This is a genomic window from Streptomyces sp. NBC_00258 (assembly GCF_036182465.1).
In the GTDB taxonomy this organism is placed as follows: domain Bacteria; phylum Actinomycetota; class Actinomycetes; order Streptomycetales; family Streptomycetaceae; genus Streptomyces.
Genome location: NZ_CP108081.1, coordinates 9716825 through 9735964, shown reverse-complemented (window position 1 = coordinate 9735964; position 19140 = coordinate 9716825). Strand labels below are relative to the sequence as shown.

General features: G+C 72.4%; 18 protein-coding genes. 9 read left to right on the top strand and 9 right to left on the bottom strand.

The genetic code is table 11. The features are described 5' to 3' along the window. Positions 1-54: 54 nt before the first annotated feature. The 3 genes from OG718_RS43370 to OG718_RS43360 all read right to left on the bottom strand — a co-directional run bounded on the left by OG718_RS43370 (position 55) and on the right by OG718_RS43360 (position 3425). Entirely contained in the window at positions 55-933 is an 879-nt protein-coding gene (locus tag OG718_RS43370; protein ID WP_143635225.1) for a hypothetical protein, read from the bottom strand. A gap of 139 nt (positions 934-1072) precedes the next feature. Further along, on the bottom strand, positions 1073-2599 hold the full coding sequence (locus OG718_RS43365) for a hypothetical protein (protein ID WP_143635227.1): 1527 nt from the start codon (positions 2597-2599) through the stop codon (positions 1073-1075). A 130-nt stretch (positions 2600-2729) separates the two neighbouring features. Next, the gene (locus OG718_RS43360) at positions 2730-3425 is read right to left on the bottom strand and encodes a GntR family transcriptional regulator (RefSeq protein WP_328846723.1); all 696 of its coding nucleotides are present in this window, start codon (positions 3423-3425) and stop codon (positions 2730-2732) included. 229 nt (positions 3426-3654) lie between these two features. Between OG718_RS43360 and OG718_RS43355 the strand changes: the two genes are divergently transcribed. From OG718_RS43355 to OG718_RS43335, 5 genes are read left to right on the top strand one after another with little or no spacing between them, the layout of a single operon-like run. After that, positions 3655-4974 carry an MFS transporter gene (locus OG718_RS43355; RefSeq protein ID WP_143635231.1) on the top strand — a complete coding sequence of 440 codons (1320 nt, stop codon included), beginning with the start codon at positions 3655-3657 and terminating at the stop codon, positions 4972-4974. Beyond that, on the top strand, positions 4971-5792 hold the full coding sequence (locus OG718_RS43350) for a putative hydro-lyase (protein ID WP_143635233.1): 822 nt from the start codon (positions 4971-4973) through the stop codon (positions 5790-5792). Before OG718_RS43355 ends, OG718_RS43350 begins: the two co-directional genes overlap by 4 nt. A 19-nt stretch (positions 5793-5811) precedes the next feature. After that, on the top strand, positions 5812-6570 hold the full coding sequence (locus OG718_RS43345; RefSeq protein ID WP_143635244.1) for a LamB/YcsF family protein: 759 nt from the start codon (positions 5812-5814) through the stop codon (positions 6568-6570). Then, on the top strand, positions 6567-7181 hold the full coding sequence (gene pxpB / locus OG718_RS43340) for a 5-oxoprolinase subunit PxpB (protein ID WP_328846722.1): 615 nt from the start codon (positions 6567-6569) through the stop codon (positions 7179-7181). Before OG718_RS43345 ends, pxpB begins: the two co-directional genes overlap by 4 nt. After that, positions 7181-8050, top strand: coding sequence for a biotin-dependent carboxyltransferase family protein (locus OG718_RS43335; protein WP_328846721.1), 870 nt, complete (start codon positions 7181-7183; stop codon positions 8048-8050). Before pxpB ends, OG718_RS43335 begins: the two co-directional genes overlap by 1 nt. Positions 8051-8184: 134 nt before the next feature. On the opposite strand, the gene OG718_RS43330 is transcribed toward OG718_RS43335, so the two are convergent. The 5 genes from OG718_RS43330 to OG718_RS43310 all read right to left on the bottom strand — a co-directional run bounded on the left by OG718_RS43330 (position 8185) and on the right by OG718_RS43310 (position 13678). Continuing rightward, entirely contained in the window at positions 8185-9042 is an 858-nt protein-coding gene (locus OG718_RS43330) for an SGNH/GDSL hydrolase family protein (protein WP_143635249.1), read from the bottom strand. After that, entirely contained in the window at positions 9039-10232 is a 1194-nt protein-coding gene (locus tag OG718_RS43325) for a glycosyltransferase (RefSeq protein WP_143635251.1), read from the bottom strand. Before OG718_RS43325 ends, OG718_RS43330 begins: the two co-directional genes overlap by 4 nt. After that, positions 10229-11353: a glycosyltransferase family 4 protein gene (locus OG718_RS43320; RefSeq protein WP_306941031.1), complete on the bottom strand. Its 1125-nt coding sequence runs from the start codon at positions 11351-11353 to the stop codon at positions 10229-10231. The genes OG718_RS43325 and OG718_RS43320 overlap by 4 nt, the downstream gene beginning before the upstream one ends. Before the next feature lie 212 nt (positions 11354-11565). Continuing rightward, positions 11566-12984 carry a HEAT repeat domain-containing protein gene (locus OG718_RS43315; protein WP_306941030.1) on the bottom strand — a complete coding sequence of 473 codons (1419 nt, stop codon included), beginning with the start codon at positions 12982-12984 and terminating at the stop codon, positions 11566-11568. Positions 12985-13285: 301 nt separating this feature from the next. Further along, entirely contained in the window at positions 13286-13678 is a 393-nt protein-coding gene (locus OG718_RS43310) for an ankyrin repeat domain-containing protein (protein ID WP_143635256.1), read from the bottom strand. A 316-nt stretch (positions 13679-13994) separates the two neighbouring features. On the opposite strand from OG718_RS43310, the gene OG718_RS43305 reads away from it, so the two are divergent. Continuing rightward, positions 13995-14189, top strand: a complete 195-nt coding sequence (locus OG718_RS43305) for a hypothetical protein (RefSeq protein WP_055611072.1) — start codon at positions 13995-13997, stop codon at positions 14187-14189. Between the two features lie 37 nt (positions 14190-14226). Further along, complete coding sequence (locus OG718_RS43300) at positions 14227-15849, top strand: hypothetical protein (RefSeq protein ID WP_328846720.1); 1623 nt, start codon at positions 14227-14229, stop codon at positions 15847-15849. A 175-nt stretch (positions 15850-16024) separates the two neighbouring features. On the opposite strand, the gene OG718_RS43295 is transcribed toward OG718_RS43300, so the two are convergent. Then, a complete protein-coding gene (locus tag OG718_RS43295; RefSeq protein WP_143635261.1) occupies positions 16025-17524 on the bottom strand; it encodes an SCO1417 family MocR-like transcription factor in 1500 nt (499 codons plus the stop codon). A 100-nt stretch (positions 17525-17624) separates the two neighbouring features. On the opposite strand from OG718_RS43295, the gene yczE reads away from it, so the two are divergent. Next, positions 17625-18323, top strand: coding sequence for a membrane protein YczE (gene yczE / locus OG718_RS43290; protein WP_143635263.1), 699 nt, complete (start codon positions 17625-17627; stop codon positions 18321-18323). Next, positions 18320-19087, top strand: a complete 768-nt coding sequence (locus tag OG718_RS43285; RefSeq protein WP_143635265.1) for a glycerophosphodiester phosphodiesterase — start codon at positions 18320-18322, stop codon at positions 19085-19087. Before yczE ends, OG718_RS43285 begins: the two co-directional genes overlap by 4 nt. Positions 19088-19140: the final 53 nt, after the last annotated feature.

The window sequence follows — 19140 nt, the reverse complement described above, 5'->3', positions numbered from 1 at the left end:
GGTCAGGCGGTGGACCGGGGCCGACGGGTCCCGGTCAACGGGCCTGCCGCCGGTTCATGAGTGGAACGGCAGTCCGGCATCGGCGGCCAGCTCCAGATCCTCGGTGTCCTCGGCGGGCAGCAGGCTGGCGGTGCCGTCGGTGACCGGCACGATGCCGAGCTCCAGCAGCTCGGCCATCGCGGCACTGCCCGCCATGTCCCGTACCTGGAGCTGGTAGCGGGCGGTCGTGCGGTACGTCCCCCCGCCGTCGTCCCCGGTGCGCTGCAGGAACCCCGAGTCGGTGAGGAACGCGACGGCCTTGCCGATGATGCCGGTGGTCGAACCGGCGAGTCTTCGGGCGTCCTTGGTGGCCCCGGTGGAGCTGCGCCGCGCCCAGATCCGCCAGGCGGCCTCAAGGCCCGGTGCGTCGGTCGCCGGGTCGGTGTTCTCCCCCTGTTCGTCGGCCCGCTCCTCCAACCGCCGACAGGCCTGCCGCACAAAGGCGTCGACACCGTTGACCGACACGCGCCCGATGTACCCGTCGTCGGCGAGGTCCTCCGGGCGCGGGAACGCCATGGCGGCGACGGCGAGATGCGCGAGCCCGTGCAGGAACCGGTCCCCCGAGTCGGCCGACGCGCGCCGCGCGTAGTCGCCCATCCTCACGGCGAACACCGAGTCCTCGGCCGCGGTCACCGCCATCCCCGCCCGCGGGGACACCTCGAGCACCACGAGCCCGAGCCCGGTCGCCACGGCATCGGCCAGCCGCGCGAAGGGCGGATCCTCCCGGTACCTCCGCAACAGCTCGGCATACTCCTGATCCCGCGCGGGCTGCAACTTCGGCTGCAACCCGAAGGCCACGAGCCGAGCGGCATCGGCGGCGTCGGCGGGAGTGACCGCGCTGCTCACCGGCGCGGCGGCAGCCTCCGGCTCACTCCACTCGACTTGCTCGGTCACGGCTACTGCAACTCCCTGAACTTGAATACGGGGCTGAGGACAAGCGCCCCCACAGGGGCGCGGGGAACTGCGCGACCAGCCACGGACGGCCGGCAGCCAACAGACAACCCGAAGTCACCCGGCAAACCCAGCGAACCGCTCACGCCGCATCCTTCCGATCCGCCGCCATCCCCACCGCATCCAGCAGCGCCATCCCCACGATCAGATCGGCCCCACCGAACTCCGGATCGTCCAGCTCGGTCCCGTCGTCCACGGCGAACAACAGCTTCTCCTCACCCTGCCGATACGCCGTGCCGACCGGCGGACTGGCCGCGTGCACGGCCAGCAGGGCGAGCAGATAGGGCAGTTCGGGATCCCGGCGCCGCGCGTCGGCCAGCAGCCCGGACAGCCGGCGCGGCGCGTCGGCCGGCAGGTCGAGCAGCTCCATGGCGGCGGCGAGCTGCTCCTCGCTGAACCGGCTGTCGTCCGGCGTGGCGATCAGATCCGGCTCGGGCATCTCGGCCCCGAGGTGCTCGCGCTCTATCGGCGGCGTCAGCAGAAGATCGACGAGATCCCCGACCCGAACGGACGCGGGCGTCCGGAGCCCCGTCCCACGGGCGAAGAACGCGTCGGTCACCCGCAGCGCCTGCTCCACGGGCAACGGCAGCACGGGCGCGACGAGATGCCCGTACAGATCGATCCCCGACGTCGTCATGGGCGTCGCGAAGGCCTGTCGGTCCTGCTCGGCACGGAACAGCGGCCCGGCCTCCAGAAGCCGGGACTGCAGCTGTGTGTGCCGCCGGATGCAGTCCTTGACGATGTCGACGAGTTCGGCGGCCCGCCGCTTCTGCTCGGCGTCCTCCGACTCGTCCCGCGCCTTGCGGATGTTCGTGAGGATCGCGTTCTCGTGCCGATAGCGGTCGGCGACATGGTCGAGCGCCTCGGCGATCATGTCGGGCACGGCCTGCAGCCAGTCCACCGCCCGTACGTTGCGCCGGGTCGCGTCCAGCGCTCTGCGGAGCGTCTCCGAGTACTGGACGGTCCGGTAGCGGGCCTGCTCGGCGGCGAGCTGCGCGTCCGCGAGCCGGCCGCGGCTGATCAGCACCTCCAGCTTGACCTCGGCGGCGATCTGCGCACTGGTGACGTCGGTGTCGAGGGCGCCCACGAGGACGTTGACCGCCTCGTCCGTCGTACGGAGATACACGCTCCCTCCGTAGCCGGGCACCTCCTCGATGAGCTTGAAGTCGTAGTCCCGGCGCACGTACGAACCGTCGGGCGCGAAGGTGCCGTATACGGCCCGGAAGCCGCGGTCGACGCTGCCGACGTTGATGAGGTTCTCCAGGACCCAGCGTGCGACGCGCTCATGCTCGGCGACGGGCCGGCGCGGGGCCTGGGCGGCGATGCGCGGGATGAGCCTGGCCACTATCTGGTCGTGGTCGGCGCCCGTGTCGAAGTCCATGTTCAGCGTGACGAGGTCGATGGCGGCGAGGGCCACCTCCGCCATCCCGTACACCGAGTACTCACCCGCGAGGTTCGCCTTGCGTACGTCCAAGTCGTGCAGCGGCGCGGTGCAGGCGAGCGCGCGCAGCCGCCGCGCCAGCCCCTCGTCGGCGGCCGGGCCCGGTGCGGGGCGCGGCCCCGCGCTGAGCTGGGGCGGAACGCTGTCCGTCGATGCAGGCGAAGTCACGGTGCACAGACTAGGTCCTCGGTCTGACAACGACCCAAACGACGCGAAGCGCTCCGCCGGGGGTACCAGGTGAGCACGGTTGTTTGTGGGCTGCGGGCCCGTTGTGGCCGATCGCGCAGTTCCCCGCGCCCTAGGGGGCGTCCTCTGCCACGCGGCGGCCGTAGACCTCCACAACCCTTTTGCGTGAATCATCCAGATATGTACCGAGCAGGCTCTCAGCCTTCTCACGGTCGCCGTCCTGGAGGGCCTGCAGTATCTGGCCGTTGCGGGCGAGGTACGGCTCGTGGAGCCGGCGGGGGTCGTCCACGAGGTGGAAGGCGAGGCGGAGTTCGGCGAAGACGCTGCGCATCAGTTCGTCGGTGCGGGCGCTGCCGGCGAGCGCCACCAGCTCCCGGTGGAAGTGGATGTTGGCCGTGCCCAGGCCTTTCCAGTCGCCTTCGCGGGACGCCTGCCGCCCGTCCGCGACGGCCTTGGCGAGGCCGTCGACCGCGTAGGGCGGTTCGCCGATCCCGCGTACGACGGCGCATTCGACGAGGCTGCGGGTGCGGTAGATGTCCTCGACGTCCTCGACGGTCAGGACCCGCACGAAGACACCCCGGTTGAGCTGGTGGACCAGCAGCCGTTCGTGCGTGAGCAGCCGGAACGCCTCGCGCAGCGTGTTGCGCGAGACGCCGAGCGCGTTGCCGATGCTGTCCTCCGACAGCCGTGTGCCGGGCGGGAAGAACCCTTCGGCGATCCGGCTTCTGAGGATGTCCGAGACCCGCTCGGCGGTGCTGGTGCGACCCAGCAGCGCGCGGTCGTCCGCCAGTCCGTTCAGTTCGGCCACGCCCGAATTCAATCGCAGATACAAGAACGAAACAACATGGGTATTGAGGGATCGTTCAACGATCCTCTACCTTGCTAGTCAGGCACCGGCCGCTCGTCCCGGAGCCGACGGCTTCCGCACGCCACAGTTCGGCACCGCAACCGCTTCCGCACGCCACAACTCGCACCGCCACTGCTTCCGCACGGCTCAGTCCTCAAGCACCCTCCCGTCCCTCATCTGTGAGGTGCCCATGAGCACGACCCCTCCACCGCAGGCCCTGAACACCGAGACGCGCCCCGGAGCGGGTGAACCCACCGACGACGAGGGCGCGTTCGCCTGGCTGCGTGCACTGGGTCCGCGCGGCCGCCGCGCCTTCGGCGGCGCGTTCGGCGGCTATGCGCTGGACTCGTACGACTACTTCACGCTGCCGCTGAGCATGGTGGCGCTGTCCGCGTACTTCGGTCTCAACAGCGGCCAGACCGGGCTGTTCACGACCGTCACGCTGGTCGTGTCCGCGATCGGCGGCGCGGCCGCGGGTGTGATCGCGGACCGGATCGGGCGCGTCAAGGCGCTGATGATCACCGTCATCACGTACGCGGTCTTCACCGTGGCCTGCGGCTTCGCGCCCAACTACGAGACCCTGCTGGTTTTCCGCGCTCTCCAGGGGCTCGGTTTCGGCGGCGAGTGGGCGGTCGGCGCGATCCTGGTCGCCGAGTACGCGAGCCCCAAGCACCGGGGGCGCACGCTCGGCGCGATCCAGAGTTCCTGGGCCGTGGGCTGGGGACTCGCCGTACTGGTCTACACGCTGGTCTTCCAGTACCTGGACGACGACCTCGCCTGGCGCGTGATGTTCTGGACCGGAGCGCTGCCGGCCCTGCTCGTCGTCTGGGTACGCCGCAATGTGAAGGACGCGCCGGAGGCGGCCCAGCGTCGCAAGGAGAGCCCCGAGAAGGGTTCGTTCGCCGCGATCTTCAAGCCGGGCACGGCCGCCTCGCCCGGACTGCTGAAGACGACGATCTTCGCGGTCCTGCTCTCCACGGGCGTCCAGGGCGGCTACTACACGCTGGCCACCTGGGTTCCGACCTATCTGAAGACGGACCGCGGGCTGTCCGTCGTCGGCACCGGCGGCTACCTCACGTTCCTGATCTCCGGAGCCTTCATCGGCTACCTGACCGGCGGCTATCTCACCGACAAACTGGGCCGCAAGCGCAACATCCTGCTCTTCGCGATCCTCTCGGCGGTCTGCATCCTGGCCTACGCGAACATCCCGAGCGGCGCCAACACCCTTGTCCTGGTGCTCGGTTTCCCGCTCGGCTTCTGTATGTCGGCGATCTTCAGCGGCTTCGGCTCGTTCCTCAGCGAGCTGTACCCGACGGCGGTGCGCGGCACGGGACAGGGCTTCACGTACAACACCGGCCGTGCCGTGGGCGCGGTCTTCCCGACGGTGGTCGGCTTCCTGGCCGACAGCTGGGGTGTCGGGGGCGCGCTGGTCTTCGGCGCGATCGGATACGGTCTCGCGGCGCTGGCCCTGATCGGTCTGCCCGAGACCCGTGGGAAGGAGCTCCTGTGAACCGTACGCAACACCGCCCCCTGAACCTTCTCGACGACCACGCGCACGCGTGGAGCCCGGCAGAGGCACGCTCCCGGTTCCGTTCGGGAGTGTCCGGTTCCACCGCGGGCTGCTCGGCGGGCCACACCCAGGCGAACCTGATCTCGGTGCCGGCCGACTGGGCGTACGACATGCTGCTGTTCTGCCAGCGCAACCCGAAGCCCTGCCCGGTGCTCGACGTCACCGACGCCGGTTCCTGGACGACCGTCCTGGCCGGCGACGCCGATCTGCGGACCGATCTGCCGGGCTACCGGGTGTGGAAGCACGGCGAGTTGGTGGAGGAGCCGACGGACGTGCTGGCCCACTGGCGCGACGACCTCGTGTCGTTCCTCATCGGGTGCAGTTTCACCTTCGAGTCGGCGCTGTCCGATGCGGGTGTGCCGATGCGCCACATCGAGCAGGGACGCAACGTCTCCATGTACGTGACCAGCCGCCAGTGCCGTCCCGCGGGGCGGCTGCACGGCCCCATGGTGGTGTCGATGCGTCCGGTGCCGCCCGAGCACCTGCCCGCGGCGATCCGGGAGACCAGCCTGCTGCCCGCGGTGCACGGCAGCCCGGTCTACTGCGGTGATCCGGGCGGCCTCGGCATCGAGGACCTCGCCCGCCCCGACTTCGGCGATCCGGTGGACGCCGAGCCGGACGACATCCCGGTGTTCTGGGCCTGCGGTGTGACGCCGCAGGCCGCGGTGATGGCCTCGCGCCCGCCGTTCGCGATCACTCACGCACCGGGCCAGATGTTCATCACCGACGCCCGCGACGAGCAGTACCGCGTCGCCTGACCGGGAGGAACAGCACCCCATGAGCACGATCGATCTGAACGCCGACCTCGGCGAGGGCTTCGGCCACTGGCGCCTGACCGACGACGAACAGCTGCTGTCCGTCGTCACCAGCGCCAACGTGGCCTGCGGCTTCCACGCCGGGGACGCGGCCACCATGCGCCGCGTGTGCGACCTGGCGGCCGAGCGCGGCGTACGGATCGGCGCCCAGGTCTCCTACCGGGACCTGGCGGGCTTCGGGCGACGCGCGATGGACGTGCCGCCCTACGAGCTGGCGTCCGAAGTGGCCTACCAGATAGGCGCCCTGGAGGTCTTCACGCGCGCGGCGGGCGCGCGCGTGGCCTACGTCAAACCGCACGGCGCGCTGTACAACCGCGTCGTGCACGACGAGGAACAGGCCGGCGCGGTCGTGGAGGGCGTGATGCTCGCGGACGCCACGCTCCCCGTGCTCGGCCTGCCCGGCTCGCGTCTCCTCGACGCGGCCGGGAAGGCCGGACTCCCCGTCGTCACCGAGGCGTTCGCGGACCGCGCCTACACCGAGGAGGGCACCCTCGTGCCGCGCGGCCGGGACGGCGCGGTCATCACCGATCCGAACACGGTCGTGGAACGCTCGGTGACCCTCGCCCGTTCTGGTGTCGTGACGTCCCACTCCGGGCGTGACATCCCGGTTCGGGCCCGCTCCTTGTGCCTGCACGGCGACACACCCGGCGCGGTGGACCTGGCCCGCCTGGTCCGTGCACGGCTGGAGGAGTCGGGCATCCGCGTGGAGGCGTTCGTATGAGGGCACTGCCGGTCGGCGACCGTGCGCTGCTCGTCGAGGTGTCGACGGACGAGGAGGCACAGGCCCTGCACGCCGACCTGCTCCGCCGCCGCGCGGAGGGCTCGCTCTCCGTCCGCGAGATCGTCCCCGCGGCCCGTACGGTCCTGCTGGACGGTCTCGACGATCCGGCGAGGCTGGCCGCTCGCCTGACCACCTCGAAACTGCCGCCCGCGCCTGCGCGCGCGCAGGAGGCGGTCGAGATACCCGTCCGCTACGACGGCCCGGACCTCGCGGCCGTCGCCGCCCACTGGGACGTGTCCCCGAAGGAGGTCGCGCGGATCCACGCGGCGGCCGAATTCCGGGTCGCCTTCTGCGGGTTCGCCCCGGGCTTCGGCTATCTGACCGGGCTCCCGGCCCGCTACGGCGTGCCCCGGCACGCGACACCCCGTACGACCGTCCCGGCGGGTTCCGTCGGCCTCGCGGGGCCGTACACGGGCGTGTATCCGCGCTCGTCGCCGGGCGGCTGGCAACTGATCGGGACGACGGACGCCGTCCTGTGGGACCACGCGCGCGTGCCCGCCGCCCTGTTGTCGCCCGGCACGCCGGTCCGATTCGTCCCGGTGGAGTCCTGATGACGGACCGCGCGCTCGCCGTCGTACGGGCCGGGGCGCTGACCACCGTGCAGGACCAGGGGCGCCCGGGCCACGCGCACCTGGGCGTTCCGCGCTCCGGTGCGCTCGACGCGCCCGCCGCCGCCCTGGTCAACCGGCTCGTCGGCAATCCGCCCGAGGCGGCCCTCCTGGAGACCACGCTCAACGGCTGTGACGTACGGCCGCGTTCGACCGTCATCGTCGCCGTCGGAGGTGCCCCGTGCCCGGTCACCGTGGACGGGCGACCGGTCGCCTGGGGAGCACCGGTGCGCGTGCCCGCCGGGGCGCTGCTGTCCGTGGGGACGGCGGTCTCCGGAGTACGCAGTTATGTGGGCGTGTCGGGCGGCGTGGCCGTCGAACCGGTGCTCGGCAGCCGGTCGACGGACCTGCTGTCGGGCCTGGGCCCGCCGCCTCTCACGGACGGAACGGTGCTCCCCCTGGGGACGCCGACGGCCCCCCACGCGCGCGTGGACGTCGTCCCGCAGCCGCGGCCCCCCGCCGAACTCGTCCTGCGGGTGACGCTCGGCCCACGCGACGACTGGTTCACGGCGGCGGCGATCCGCACCCTCACCACGCACACCTACCGGGTCTCCTCGGCTAGCAACCGCATCGGCCTGCGCACGGAGGGCCCCGCCCTGGAGCGGGCCCGACCGGGTGAACTCCCCAGCGAGGGCATGGTCCTCGGCGCGATCCAGGTCCCCCCGGACGGCCGCCCCGTGGTCTTCCTGGCCGACCACCCGACCACCGGCGGCTACCCGGTGATCGCGGTCGTCCGTCCCACCGACCTCCCCGCCACGGCCCAAGCGGTCCCGGGCACCCCGGTTCGCTTCTTGGTGGTACGCCGCCGCTGACGCGGATGCAGAGCCGAGTACTGGGCCGCGCCCCGTCGGGCGCACGGGGAACCGGCGCCCCGAAAGGGGCGCGGGGAACTGCGCGACCGGCCACAACGGACCTGCAGCCAAATATCGGCCCAACCCGCGGAGCGCTAAGCGACGTCGGGCTGCTCACCGCTCACCGACAGCGCGGCCAACGCCGCCACCACCGCATGGGACGCACTGAGGTCGAGCCGCGCGCTGGTCCCCCGCGCCCGATGGCGGATCTCGGACGCCGCCAGGCTGAGGAGTTGGGGCAACAGATCGGTGCAGCGGCGAGCCACCCACCCCGTCCCGGCGGTGGCCAGCCACCACAGGCTGGCCGACCGCGTGGGCTCGGGGAACTCGGGCTCGGCGGAAGGCGCGACACCCGTGGCGGTGCCCGCCTCGGCGAGCAGCGCGTGGAAGTGGAGCGCGAGCTGCCGATGCCCCCGCTCCCCCGGGTGCAGCCGATCCGAGCTCCACATGGCCCGGTCCGTGACCCAGTCACCCTCCGCGGCATGCAGATGCACCGCTCCGTACCGCTCGGACAGCGCGTGCACGACCGCGTTCACGGCCCGCTGACGCCGTGCGAGCGGACGGGCCAGCGCCCCGGGCAGCCCCAGCATCGCGCCGGGATCGGGCAGACAGGCGGTGAGCAGGACGGCACCCTGCCCGGTGAACGCGGCGTACACCTCGTCGAGCCGTTCGGCCACGGCGTGGATGTCGAAGGTGCACCGCAGGGTGTCGTTGACGCCGATGACGACCGAGGCGACGTCCGGCCGCTCGGCCAGCGCGGCCGGGGTCTGGCGTTCCAGGACGTCACGCGTCTGGGCGCCGCTGACCGCGAGGTTGACGAACTCCACGGGCGCGTCGGCCGGTGCGAGCCCGGCGGCGAGCAGCGCGGCCCAGCCGCGCCACTCCTCGCCCACCGGATCGCCCACCCCTTCGGTGAGGGAGTCACCGAGCGCCACGAACCGCAGGGGTCTCATCCGACGCCCTCCCGAGCCCGTTCCACGGTGGGGGCAACCGCGGGCGCCTCGGGCCGCCCCACCCGGACGTCGGCGTCATGGGCGGTGAGAAACGCCTCGACGGCGGCCGGCCACCCGAAACAGGCCGCACGCGCGCGTGCGGCCTCCCGCCGCTCGCTCTCCGGGCGGTCGAGAAGCATCCGTATCTCGTCCGCGAAGGCCTCTCCGTTGTCCGCGGCGGTGGCTCCGGCGGAGCCGACGACCTCCGAGAGCGCGGAGGAGGCGCTGGCGACGACGGGCGTGCCGCAGGCCATCGCCTCCAGGGCGGCGAGTCCGAAGGTCTCGGCGGGCCCGGGGGCGAGGCACACGTCCGCGGAGGCCTGGAGACCACTCAGGAGCGCGCGGTCGCCGACATGTCCGAGGAAGGTGACCGGCAGCCGCCGTTCGCGCGCCCGCTGTTCGAGGCGGGCCCGCAGCGGCCCGTCACCGGCCACCACGAGCACCGCGCGCCGCCCGCGGCGCAGCATCGACTCCAGGGCTTCGAGCGCCGTGCCGGGCCGCTTCTCGACGGACAGCCGGGAGCACATCACGAGCAGGACCTCGTCCTCTCGCGCGTGCCGGGCCCGCAGCCCCGGGTCCCGCAGTGCCGGGTGCCGGCCCTCCAGGTCGACGCCCAGCGGGGCGCGTACGACATTGCGGGCGCCGATGCGGACGAACTCGCGCTCCGCGAACTCCGTGGTGCACACGATCCGTGAATAGTGGTGGGCGGTACGGATGTTGAGGGCGTCGGAGGTCCTGCGCGCCATGCCCTCGGAGAGGCCCCAGGTGCGCAGTACGCCGTCGGCGGTCTCGTGGGAGACCATCACGGCGGGCACCCGGGCGCGCCGCGCCCAGACGCCGGTCCAGCGCAGCGTCGTGCGGTCGGACACCTCAAGGCGGTCCGGCGCGAGCGCCTCCAGGAGGCCGGCGACACGCCGCTTGTCGGTGAGGACGCGGTAGCCGCCGGTGCCGGGCAGCAGCGGGCCCGGCAGCGTGATCACCCGCCCCTGTTCGGTCTCGCGGTCCGAGGCGCGCTCGCCGGGCACGACAAGTACGGGCTCGTGCCCGGCCGCCAGGTATCCGGCGCCCAGTTCGCGCAACGCGGTCCGCAGGCCGCCCGAGGCTGGGGCGACGAAGTTGGCGAGCCGGACGATTCGCAGGGGCGCGCTCATGCCGCGACCACCGCCCGCCCTGCGAGTACGTCGGTGTAGTGCCCGATGAGCTGGTCCCCGACGGCCGCCCAGGTGCGGCCCTCGACGGTCCGCCGCGCCTCGGCGCCGTACGCGGCCCGCAGTGCGGGATCGGCGGCGAGCGACCACACCGCGTCGCGCACGGCGGTCTCGTCGCGCGGCGGGACGAGCAGTCCCGTACGCCCGTGCGCCACCAGGTCGAGCGGTCCGCCCGCGGCGGGGGCGACGACCGGGACACCGCTCGCCATCGCCTCCTGGACCGTCTGACAGAACGTCTCGAACGGTCCGGTGTGCACGAAGACGTCCAACGAGGCGAAGATCCGGGCGAGTTCGTCGCCGGTGCGACGCCCCAGGAAGACAGCGCCGGGCAGGGCCTGCGTCAGGCTCGGCTGACTGGGTCCGTCGCCCACGACGACCACCCGTACGCCGTCCAGGCCGCAGGCTCCGGCGAGGAGTTCGACCTGCTTCTCGGGGGCGAGACGGCCCACGTAGCCGACGATCAGCTCGCCGTTCGGGGCGAGCTCACGGCGGAGTGTGTCGTCCCGGTGTTCCGGCCGGAAACGAACGGTGTCCACGCCGCGCTGCCACAGCCGTACCCGCGGCACACCGTGTGCCTCCAGGTCGTGCAGGGCCGGCGTGGACGGGGCGAGGGTGATGTCGGCGGCGGCGTGGACCGAGCGGATCCGGCGCCAGGCGGCCGCCTCGCCCGCGTGTACGTAGGTACGGGCGTAGCCGGCGAGATCGGTCTGGTAGACGGCCACGGCGGGGATGCCGAGCCGGGCGGCGGCCGTCATGCCACGGACGCCGAGGACGAAGGGGCTGGCCAGGTGAACGATGTCGGCGCGGTGTTCGGTGATCGCGGCGGCGACGCGTCGGCTGGGGAGGGCGACGCGGACCTGGGGGTAGCCGGGGAGCGGTAGGGAGGGGACTCGGACGACGGGGCACGGCGCGAGGGCGTCGGGCCCGTTGCCGGCGGCCGTGGCCGGGGCGACGACGATGGGGGCGTGACCGCGCTCGACGAGGTGTCGGGCGGTCTGGAGCGCGCAGTGGGCCACGCCGTTCACATCGGGGGGAAAGGATTCGGTCACGATGACGACACGCATACCCGTGTTGTCGTCGGGCCGGACGTGGACGCGTCAACGTGGATCTTTCCGGATGAGGAACGTCCCGTGAGCGTTGCGCTCCGCATGCCCCCGCATCACAGACCGGTCACGCTCCGGCGTCCGGGCCCGTACCAACGGGATACGGGCCGACGACGGAACACGCACACGGCGGTCCCACACCGCTGTCGCACTCAGGGTCCCACTCGTGTGCCTCACACGGCGGACGCGTCCGGTCCGATGCGGCTGCGTACCGCGGTCTGTACCTCGGCCTCCTCGGCCGGATCGGCGGCGAGCCGCCGGAGCTGGTCGACCACCCGGGCGTCCCCGGTCTCGGCGTGCCGCGCGGCCACCTCACGGGTGGTCTCCTCGCAGTCCCAGAGGCACTCGACGGCGAACCCGGCGGGGAACGAGGGATCGGTGGCGGCCAGCGCGCGGGCAGCGCGCTGGCGCAGATGGGACGAGGCGGTCTCGCGGTAGACATGCCGCAGTACGGGGGCCGCGTTGGCGATGCCGAGACGTCCGGCGCCGTCGACGAGGGTCCACAGGGTCGGGGCGTCGGGCCCGTCGCCCCGGACGGCCTCGCGCAGGGCGCCGAGGACGAGCTCCCGGTCCGCTGCGCCGCCCCGGCAGGCGAGGACGCGCCCGGCGGCCTCTCCGAGGGCGTCTGGCCGGTGGACCCAGCCGCGCGCCCGCTCCACGGCGGCGATGGACCGCATCCGTTCGAAGGCGTCCACGGCGGCTTCCACGACGAGCCGCGAGGCGGAGGCCTGGGCGGCCTCGATGAGATCGAGTACGTCGGGATCCTGGCTGTCGGCGAGATAGCGCAGGGCCGTGCAGCGCGCGCCGTCGTCTCCGGTGCGGGCGGCCTCGATGATCTCGGGGCGGTCCTCGGGTCCGGCGACGGCCGTGAGGCATCGCGCGGCCGGCACATGGAGGGCCGCTCCGCGTTCGATGCCTTGCTGGGCCCACTCGAAGACGGCCCGCACGCTCCACCCCGGGCGGGGCCCGGACGGTCGCATCTGCCGTTGCCATCGGTCGAAGGAGCCTGATTCCTGGGCGGCACGCACACGCGTGCCGATGGATTCGCGGGGATCGTCGGCCCACAGGCGCCAGGGCCGCGGTTCGAAGGAGTCCCGTACGACGACCGCCAGTTCGGCCTCGCCCTCGGGATCGGCGGGGAACCGGGCGAGGACGGGGGCCGCGAGGGCACGCAGTCCTGCGTCGTCGTCGCGCAGCGCCAGCTCGTCGAGGGCCCAGGCCCAGTTGGCGCCGCAGGCGGCGTACCGCCTGAGCAGTTCGAGCGCGTCCCGCCTGCCGTACGAGGCGAGGTGGCCGAGGACGGCGAGCGCGAGGCCCGTGCGTGACTCGTCCGTGTCGAGGACGTCGTCCGCGTCGAAGAGGTGCGCCTCGATCTCGTCGAGCTCGCCGCTCAGGTCGAGAAAGAGACGTGCGTAGTAGAGGGAGCGGTTCTCCACCTGCCAGTCGTGGCGGGGGTCGCGCAGCACACACTGGTTCAGTGCCGCGAGCGCTTCGGCGCGCGGGGCGGTGAGCGCGTGCAGCGTGCCGTCGCCGCGGCCCCTCTGGAGCAGGCCGAGCAGCGTACCGCTGGGCGCTATGACCGGATCGAACATGGGAAACAGCCTCACATCAAGCGTCGACGCAACCGGGGATCCTGCTTTACCTGGCCGCGTGACAACACGTCGGGGCGCCCGCCGTTTCCTGCTTGCTGTAGACCATCTTCCTCTGCCTCTCGTCGGTGGCCCGTGCGGGCCGCATCACGGTCCGCGCGGTGCGGCAACACCTGCCCAGCCATCGCGTACGTGAATCACGACGTCATGATGACCCAGCGGTTCTCGCTGCCGCGACCGCATTTCCGGCGGCCCCGTACCGCCTCCCCCAAAATTGTTGTTTCGCCTGGTCAAGGCGTTTTGTTCAGTGCACGCCGAACAGTTCGAGCAATTCGGCCTTGGCGAACATACGAGCCGTGTCGACGGCGGAGGGCGTGCCCGCCGAGGGGTCCGCACCGGCGTCGAGGAGGACCCGGATCACGGCGTCCTCGCCCTTGAAGACAGCTCCGGCGAGCGGAGTCTGTCCCCGGTCGTTGATGCGGTCGGCCTCCGCGCCGCGCTCCAGGAGGGCACTCACGGCGTCGGCGTGGCCGTGGTAGGCGGCCAGCATCACGAGCGAGTCGCCGCGGTCGTTGGTGAGGTTGGCCGGAACACCCGCGTCCACATACGCCACCAGCGCCTCGGTCCGACCCTGCCGGGCCAGATCGAAGATCTTGGTCGCCAGCTCCACGACCTCCGGGTCGGGGGCTTCACTCATCGGCGGGACCGCCTCTCACTGCGACAACACATGCGACAACGAACGGGACTGCGGGAACGTGCGGCCGTCAGCGGTGCGGCCGTACGAGTGAATCGCCAGCGTACTGGCTTCGCGGGCACATGACCGGGCCCGACCGAGGCAAAGATCACCACGAATCCGGCAAACCGTCGAGCGGCCGCCCTGGAGGCCCGGTTGGACAGGGCCATCGGGATGAAATAAGCGGAATTTCACTCTGTTGCACCTTTTATCGTATGGATACATCCTGTGAGCCTGGAAGTACTCATGGTGACTGTCCCCATCGACCAGGAGAACTCTCATGATCCTGTCCATCTCAGGTGTGGTGCTGCTCGGCATCATCGTCTTCCTCTTCTTCCGCAAGGACGGCCTCAAGGCCTCGCACGCGCTGGTCTGCGCCCTCTTCGGGTTCTACCTCGCGGGCACGGCCATCGCTCCGAGCATCACGGCAGGCGGCGCGAGCCTGGCCGGGCTGCTCGGCGGGATCAAGTTCTGACGCCCATCCCGTTCGCACGCACCTCCAGGAGACAGCAGTGGCCCGGCGCCCTCTTCCCCGCATTCTGAGTACCGGCAGCGCGCAGATCGCCCGCAGCCGGGACCTGGCCCGGACGGCCGCCGACAGCGCCACCGACGTCCTTCACCCACTGATCACGGTCACTCGTGGACTGCGCCGGCTGGCTGCCGCCGGACGGCGCAAGTGGGCGGACACCCCCAAGGACCGGCGCGGTCCACTGCTGTTCCTGGTGGCCTCGGTCGTCCTGGTCGTGGCTCTCGTCCCGTACGGGCCGCTGCTCGCCGTCATCACCCTCATGGGGGCGTCGGCGTGGCACGGCCGGGACCGCACCCCGCCCGGGCCGACGGGACCCGACGAGGCGCAGGCCAAGCGCCTCGAGTCGCTCTACGAAGCACTCGTCCCCTACTTCTCGGTTCCCGAGGACCCGGCCCCGCTCTACGCCCACGGCGGCGAGTGGGACAAGGCCTTCACCTCGTACGAGTTCGACGACACCGGCCGTGTCTCGCATCTCTCGCTCCACTACCCCGCGTACTTCACCGACGGGGAGGCGGACGCGCGTGCCCGTATCGAGCAGTTGCTGCACACCAAGTCGGGCCGCGGGCGCGAGTACCGCTTCGCGTGGGACGAGGAGGGCAACCAGCTCTCGGTCACCGTGCTGCCGCCGCTTCCCACCGATGTCGCCGCCCAGCGCTTCGTCACGGCTCCGGGCGAGACCGTCCTCGGCTTCACCGACCCGGCCGGGGTCCAGCGCACGCTTCCGCTCACCTTCGGCGACGAGCGGCGGGACGCCCCACCGGTCGTCTGGCGCACCGGTGCGCGCTCGACCGAGCCGCATCTGCTCGCGGTCGGCGGGCCCGGCAGCGGCACGACCACCCTGCTGCGCTCGATGGCGCTGCAGGCCCTCCAGCACGGCGACGTACTGATCGTCGAGGGCGGCGGCAGCGGCGAGTTCGCGTGTCTGACCGGCCGCGACGGCGTCCTGGGCATCGAGTGCGGCCTGGCGGGCGCGCTGGCGAGCCTGGAGTGGGCGGCGCACGAGACGGAGCGCCGACTCATCGCCGCGAACCGTGCCCGGCAGGCGGGCCACACCCCGCCGGAGGACACCAGGCGTCCCCTCTGGCTCCTCCTCGACCGTCCGACGGTCCTCGGTCATCTCGCGGCGGCCGACGGCCGCAAGGATCCCCAGTCCCTCCTCCAGGTGCCGCTGCGCCACGGCCGCGCCGCCGGTGTGACGGTGGTGGTGGCCGAACAGTTCGACGCCCTGGAGTCGCTCGGCGAGGCGGTACGCGGGCACACGCGCGCGCGTGTCGTGCTCGGCCACGCGTCCACGAGCCAGCTCGAAGCGGTGCTCGGGGCTCCCCCGCCCACGACTCCGACACCGGACGTGCCGCCCGGCCGCGGCTACGCCCGGCTGGGCTCGGGTCCGGTCCACCGCCTCCAGGTCCCGGCGACCCCGGATCCGTACGACGAGGCGACGAGCGAGGCCCACCGTCAGGCAGTGGTCGGTCTGCTGCCGGCGCGCACGACTCCGGCGGACGCCGAGCCGACGGGCATGTCACCCGGAGACCTTGTGGACGCGGCCCCGGAAAGCCCCGTGAGCTTCACCGCGCCGGGTGCGGTGGGCGTCCCCGCGGAAGGCTGAGCGGGCGGAGGGCGAGGCGTCACGCACGAGGAAGCGCGGCGCCCTCCCTACCGTCCGCTCCCCTCGCCACTGGCACGTCGGCAGCGGCCTGGATTACCGCGCCTCCCTCGGGACACCGGGCACGGAAGGCGTCACAGCACGGGAGTCGTCACAGCACCAGGCGCAGCCAGAAGCGTCAGGCCACGAACGTGCGCGGGGCGTCCGTTCCGCCGTTCGCCCCCGACTCCACCAGTCGGGCGGCCGCGGCCAGGCGCGTCGCGGCCTCGTCGGCCACCGCACCGCCGACGGTGAAAGGCAGCCGCACATAGCCCTCGAAGGCCCCGTCGACTCCGAAGCGGGGCCCGGAGGGCACGCGCACTCCCACCCGCTCGCCGACCTCGGCCAGCCGTGAACCGGACAGACCGCCCGTACGCACCCACAGCGTGAGCCCGCCGCGCGGCACGTCGTATTCCCAGCCGGGCAGTTCACGACGCAGGGCCGTCACGAGCGCGTCGCGGTTCTCGCGGGCCTGGGTGCGCCGGATGTCCACGGCCTGCTCCCAGCCACCAGTGCTGAGCAGCCAGTTGACGGCGAGCTGCTCCAGGACGGGGGTGCCGAGGTCGGCGTACGCACGGGCCGCGACCAGACTGCGGATCACGTCGGGGGCGGCGCGGACCCAGCCGATCCGCATGCCCGCCCAGAACGCCTTGCTGGCCGAGCCGACGGTGATGACCGTGGACCCGGCCGGGTCGAAACCGCACACGGGACGCGGCACTTCGAGGTCCTCGTCCAGGTGCAGCTCGCTCATGGTCTCGTCCACGATCAGCACCGTGCCGGCGGAGCGGGCCGCGTCGACGAGCCGTCGCCGCTGGTCCTCGTCGGCGAGCGCGCCGGTCGGGTTGTGGAAGTCCGCGACGACATAGGCGAGCCGGGGCGCCGCGTCGCGCAGCACCTGCCGCCAGCGGTCCATGTCCCAGCCCGCGAGCCCCTCGGCCATCGCGACGGGCACCAGACGGGCCCCGGCCTCGCGCATCAGCTGAAGGATGTTGGCGTACGAGGGCGACTCGACGGCGATGCGCTCGCCGCGCCCGGCGAAGAGGTGGCAGATGGCGTCGATGGCGCCCATGGCCCCCGTGGTCACCATGATCTGTTCGGGCATGGTCGGAATGCCGCGCGCGGTGTACCGCTCGGCCAGCATCTCGCGCAGCGCGGGCAGCCCCGCCGGATAGTCGCCGTGCGTGTGGGCGTACGGCGGGAGTTCCTCCAGCGCGCCCTGGACGGCACGCGTGAGCCACGGCTCAGGGGCGGGCAGGGCCGCGCAGCCCAGGTCGATCATGGAGCCGAGGGCCTCGGGCGGCAGCGGTTCGAGGCCGCGCGCGGGCAGCGGGTTCCCGGCCGGTACGGCCGTCCAGCTGCCCGCTCCCCTGCGGGACTCCAGGAACCCTTCGGCGCGCAGCGCCTCGTAGGCGGCCGCCACGGTGGTGCGGCTCACGGAGAGGGAGAGGGCCAGTTCGCGCTCGGCGGGCAGCCGCGCGGCGACGGGGACGCGCCCTTCGAGGACGAGCAGACGGATGCCGTCGGCGAGGGCGCGATAGGCGGGCGGACGGCGTGTGCCTGGGCCCGCCGGGCGCTCCTGCTGGGAGTTGAGCAGCCGCGCGAGCTGAGCGGCACCCACCGCCGAGGTCCACTGCGCCATGATTTCCAGTCCACCTTTCCCGAATTGGCCATGGAAGAGGCTTCTTCTCAAGCCACAGAGTGTCACGGGTCAGGCCACTATCACCACCAGGGGGCACATCTTGTCCACTTCGCCGTCGGACCGGCCGTCGGGTCCGCCATCGAGCCCGCCGTCGGGGCGCGTCACGCGCCGACTGCTTCAGCTGTACGCGGGCCTCGCGCTGTACGGCGCGAGTGTGGCCCTCCTCGTGGAGTCGGGCCTGGGCCTGGCGCCCTGGAGCGTCCTGGACCAGGGCCTCGCCGAGCTCACCGGGCTGACGATCGGCGTGGTGTCGATCATCGTGGGCGCCGTGGTGCTGCTCCTGTGGATCCCGTTGCGCCAGCGCCCGGGCCTCGGCACGGTCTCCAACGTCTTCGTGGTCGGTATCGCCATGGACGGCACGCTCGCCCTGGTCCCTGACGCGCACGCGCTCGGGATCCTCATCCCCTTGCTGGTGGCAGGCATCCTCCTCAATGGCGTGGCGACCGGGCTCTACATAGCGGCCCGTTTCGGTCCGGGCCCGCGCGACGGCCTGATGACGGGGCTCCACCGGCGCACCGGCCGCTCGATCCGTCTGGTGCGTACGGCCATCGAGGTGGCCGTGGTGGCGACGGGCTTCGCCCTCGGCGGCACGGTCGGCGTGGGCACGGTCCTGTACGCGGTGGCCATCGGCCCGCTGGCTCAGCTCTTCCTGCGCGTGTTCGCCGTCCCCTCGGCATCATCGGGCGGCAGCACGGTCGTTGCCGCCGGGCAACCGGAGCAGGCGATACTGCGCGGGTGAGCACCCGTATACGCCACCCCTACCTCGACCATCCCGGCCCGATCGCCTTCGCCCACCGGGGCGGGGCCGCGGCCGGCCTGGAGAACACCGCGGCCCAGTTCCGGCGCGCGGTCGAGGCCGGCTACCGATACATCGAGACCGATGTACACGCCACGGCGGACGGAAAACTCGTCGCCTTCCACGACGCGACGCTGGACCGGGTGACCGACGGGTCGGGCCGGATAGCGGACCTCCCCTGGGACGACGTGAGCCACGCGCGCGTGGCGGGATCGGAACCGGTCCCCCTCTTCGAGGAGCTGCTGGAGACGTTCCCCGACGTCCGCTGGAACGTGGACATCAAGGCGGAGCCCGCCCTGCACCCCCTGCTCGACCTGATCCGGCGCACCGGCTCCTGGGAGCGCGTCTGTGTCGGTTCCTTCTCCGAGGCGCGGGTCGCCCGTGCGCAGCGCCTGGCCGGTCCGCGCCTGGCCACCTCTTACGGCACCCGGGGCGTCCTCGGACTGCGCCTGCGGTCATGGGGGATCGCGGCCCCGCTGCGCCGCTCGGCGGTCTGCGCCCAGGTGCCGGAGTCCCAGTCGGGCGTCCCTGTGGTCGATCACCGCTTCGTGCGCGCGGCCCACGCGCGCGGGCTGCAGGTTCACGTCTGGACGGTCAACGAACCCGCACGGATGCACCGGCTCCTGGACCTGGGGGTCGATGGCATCATGACCGATCACATCGAGACGCTGCGCGGGGTCCTGGAGGACCGCGGCACCTGGGTCTGACGGCCCGGCGCCCCGCGCGGCGTCCGCGTACGGGGACTGCGACGGGGAAGCGA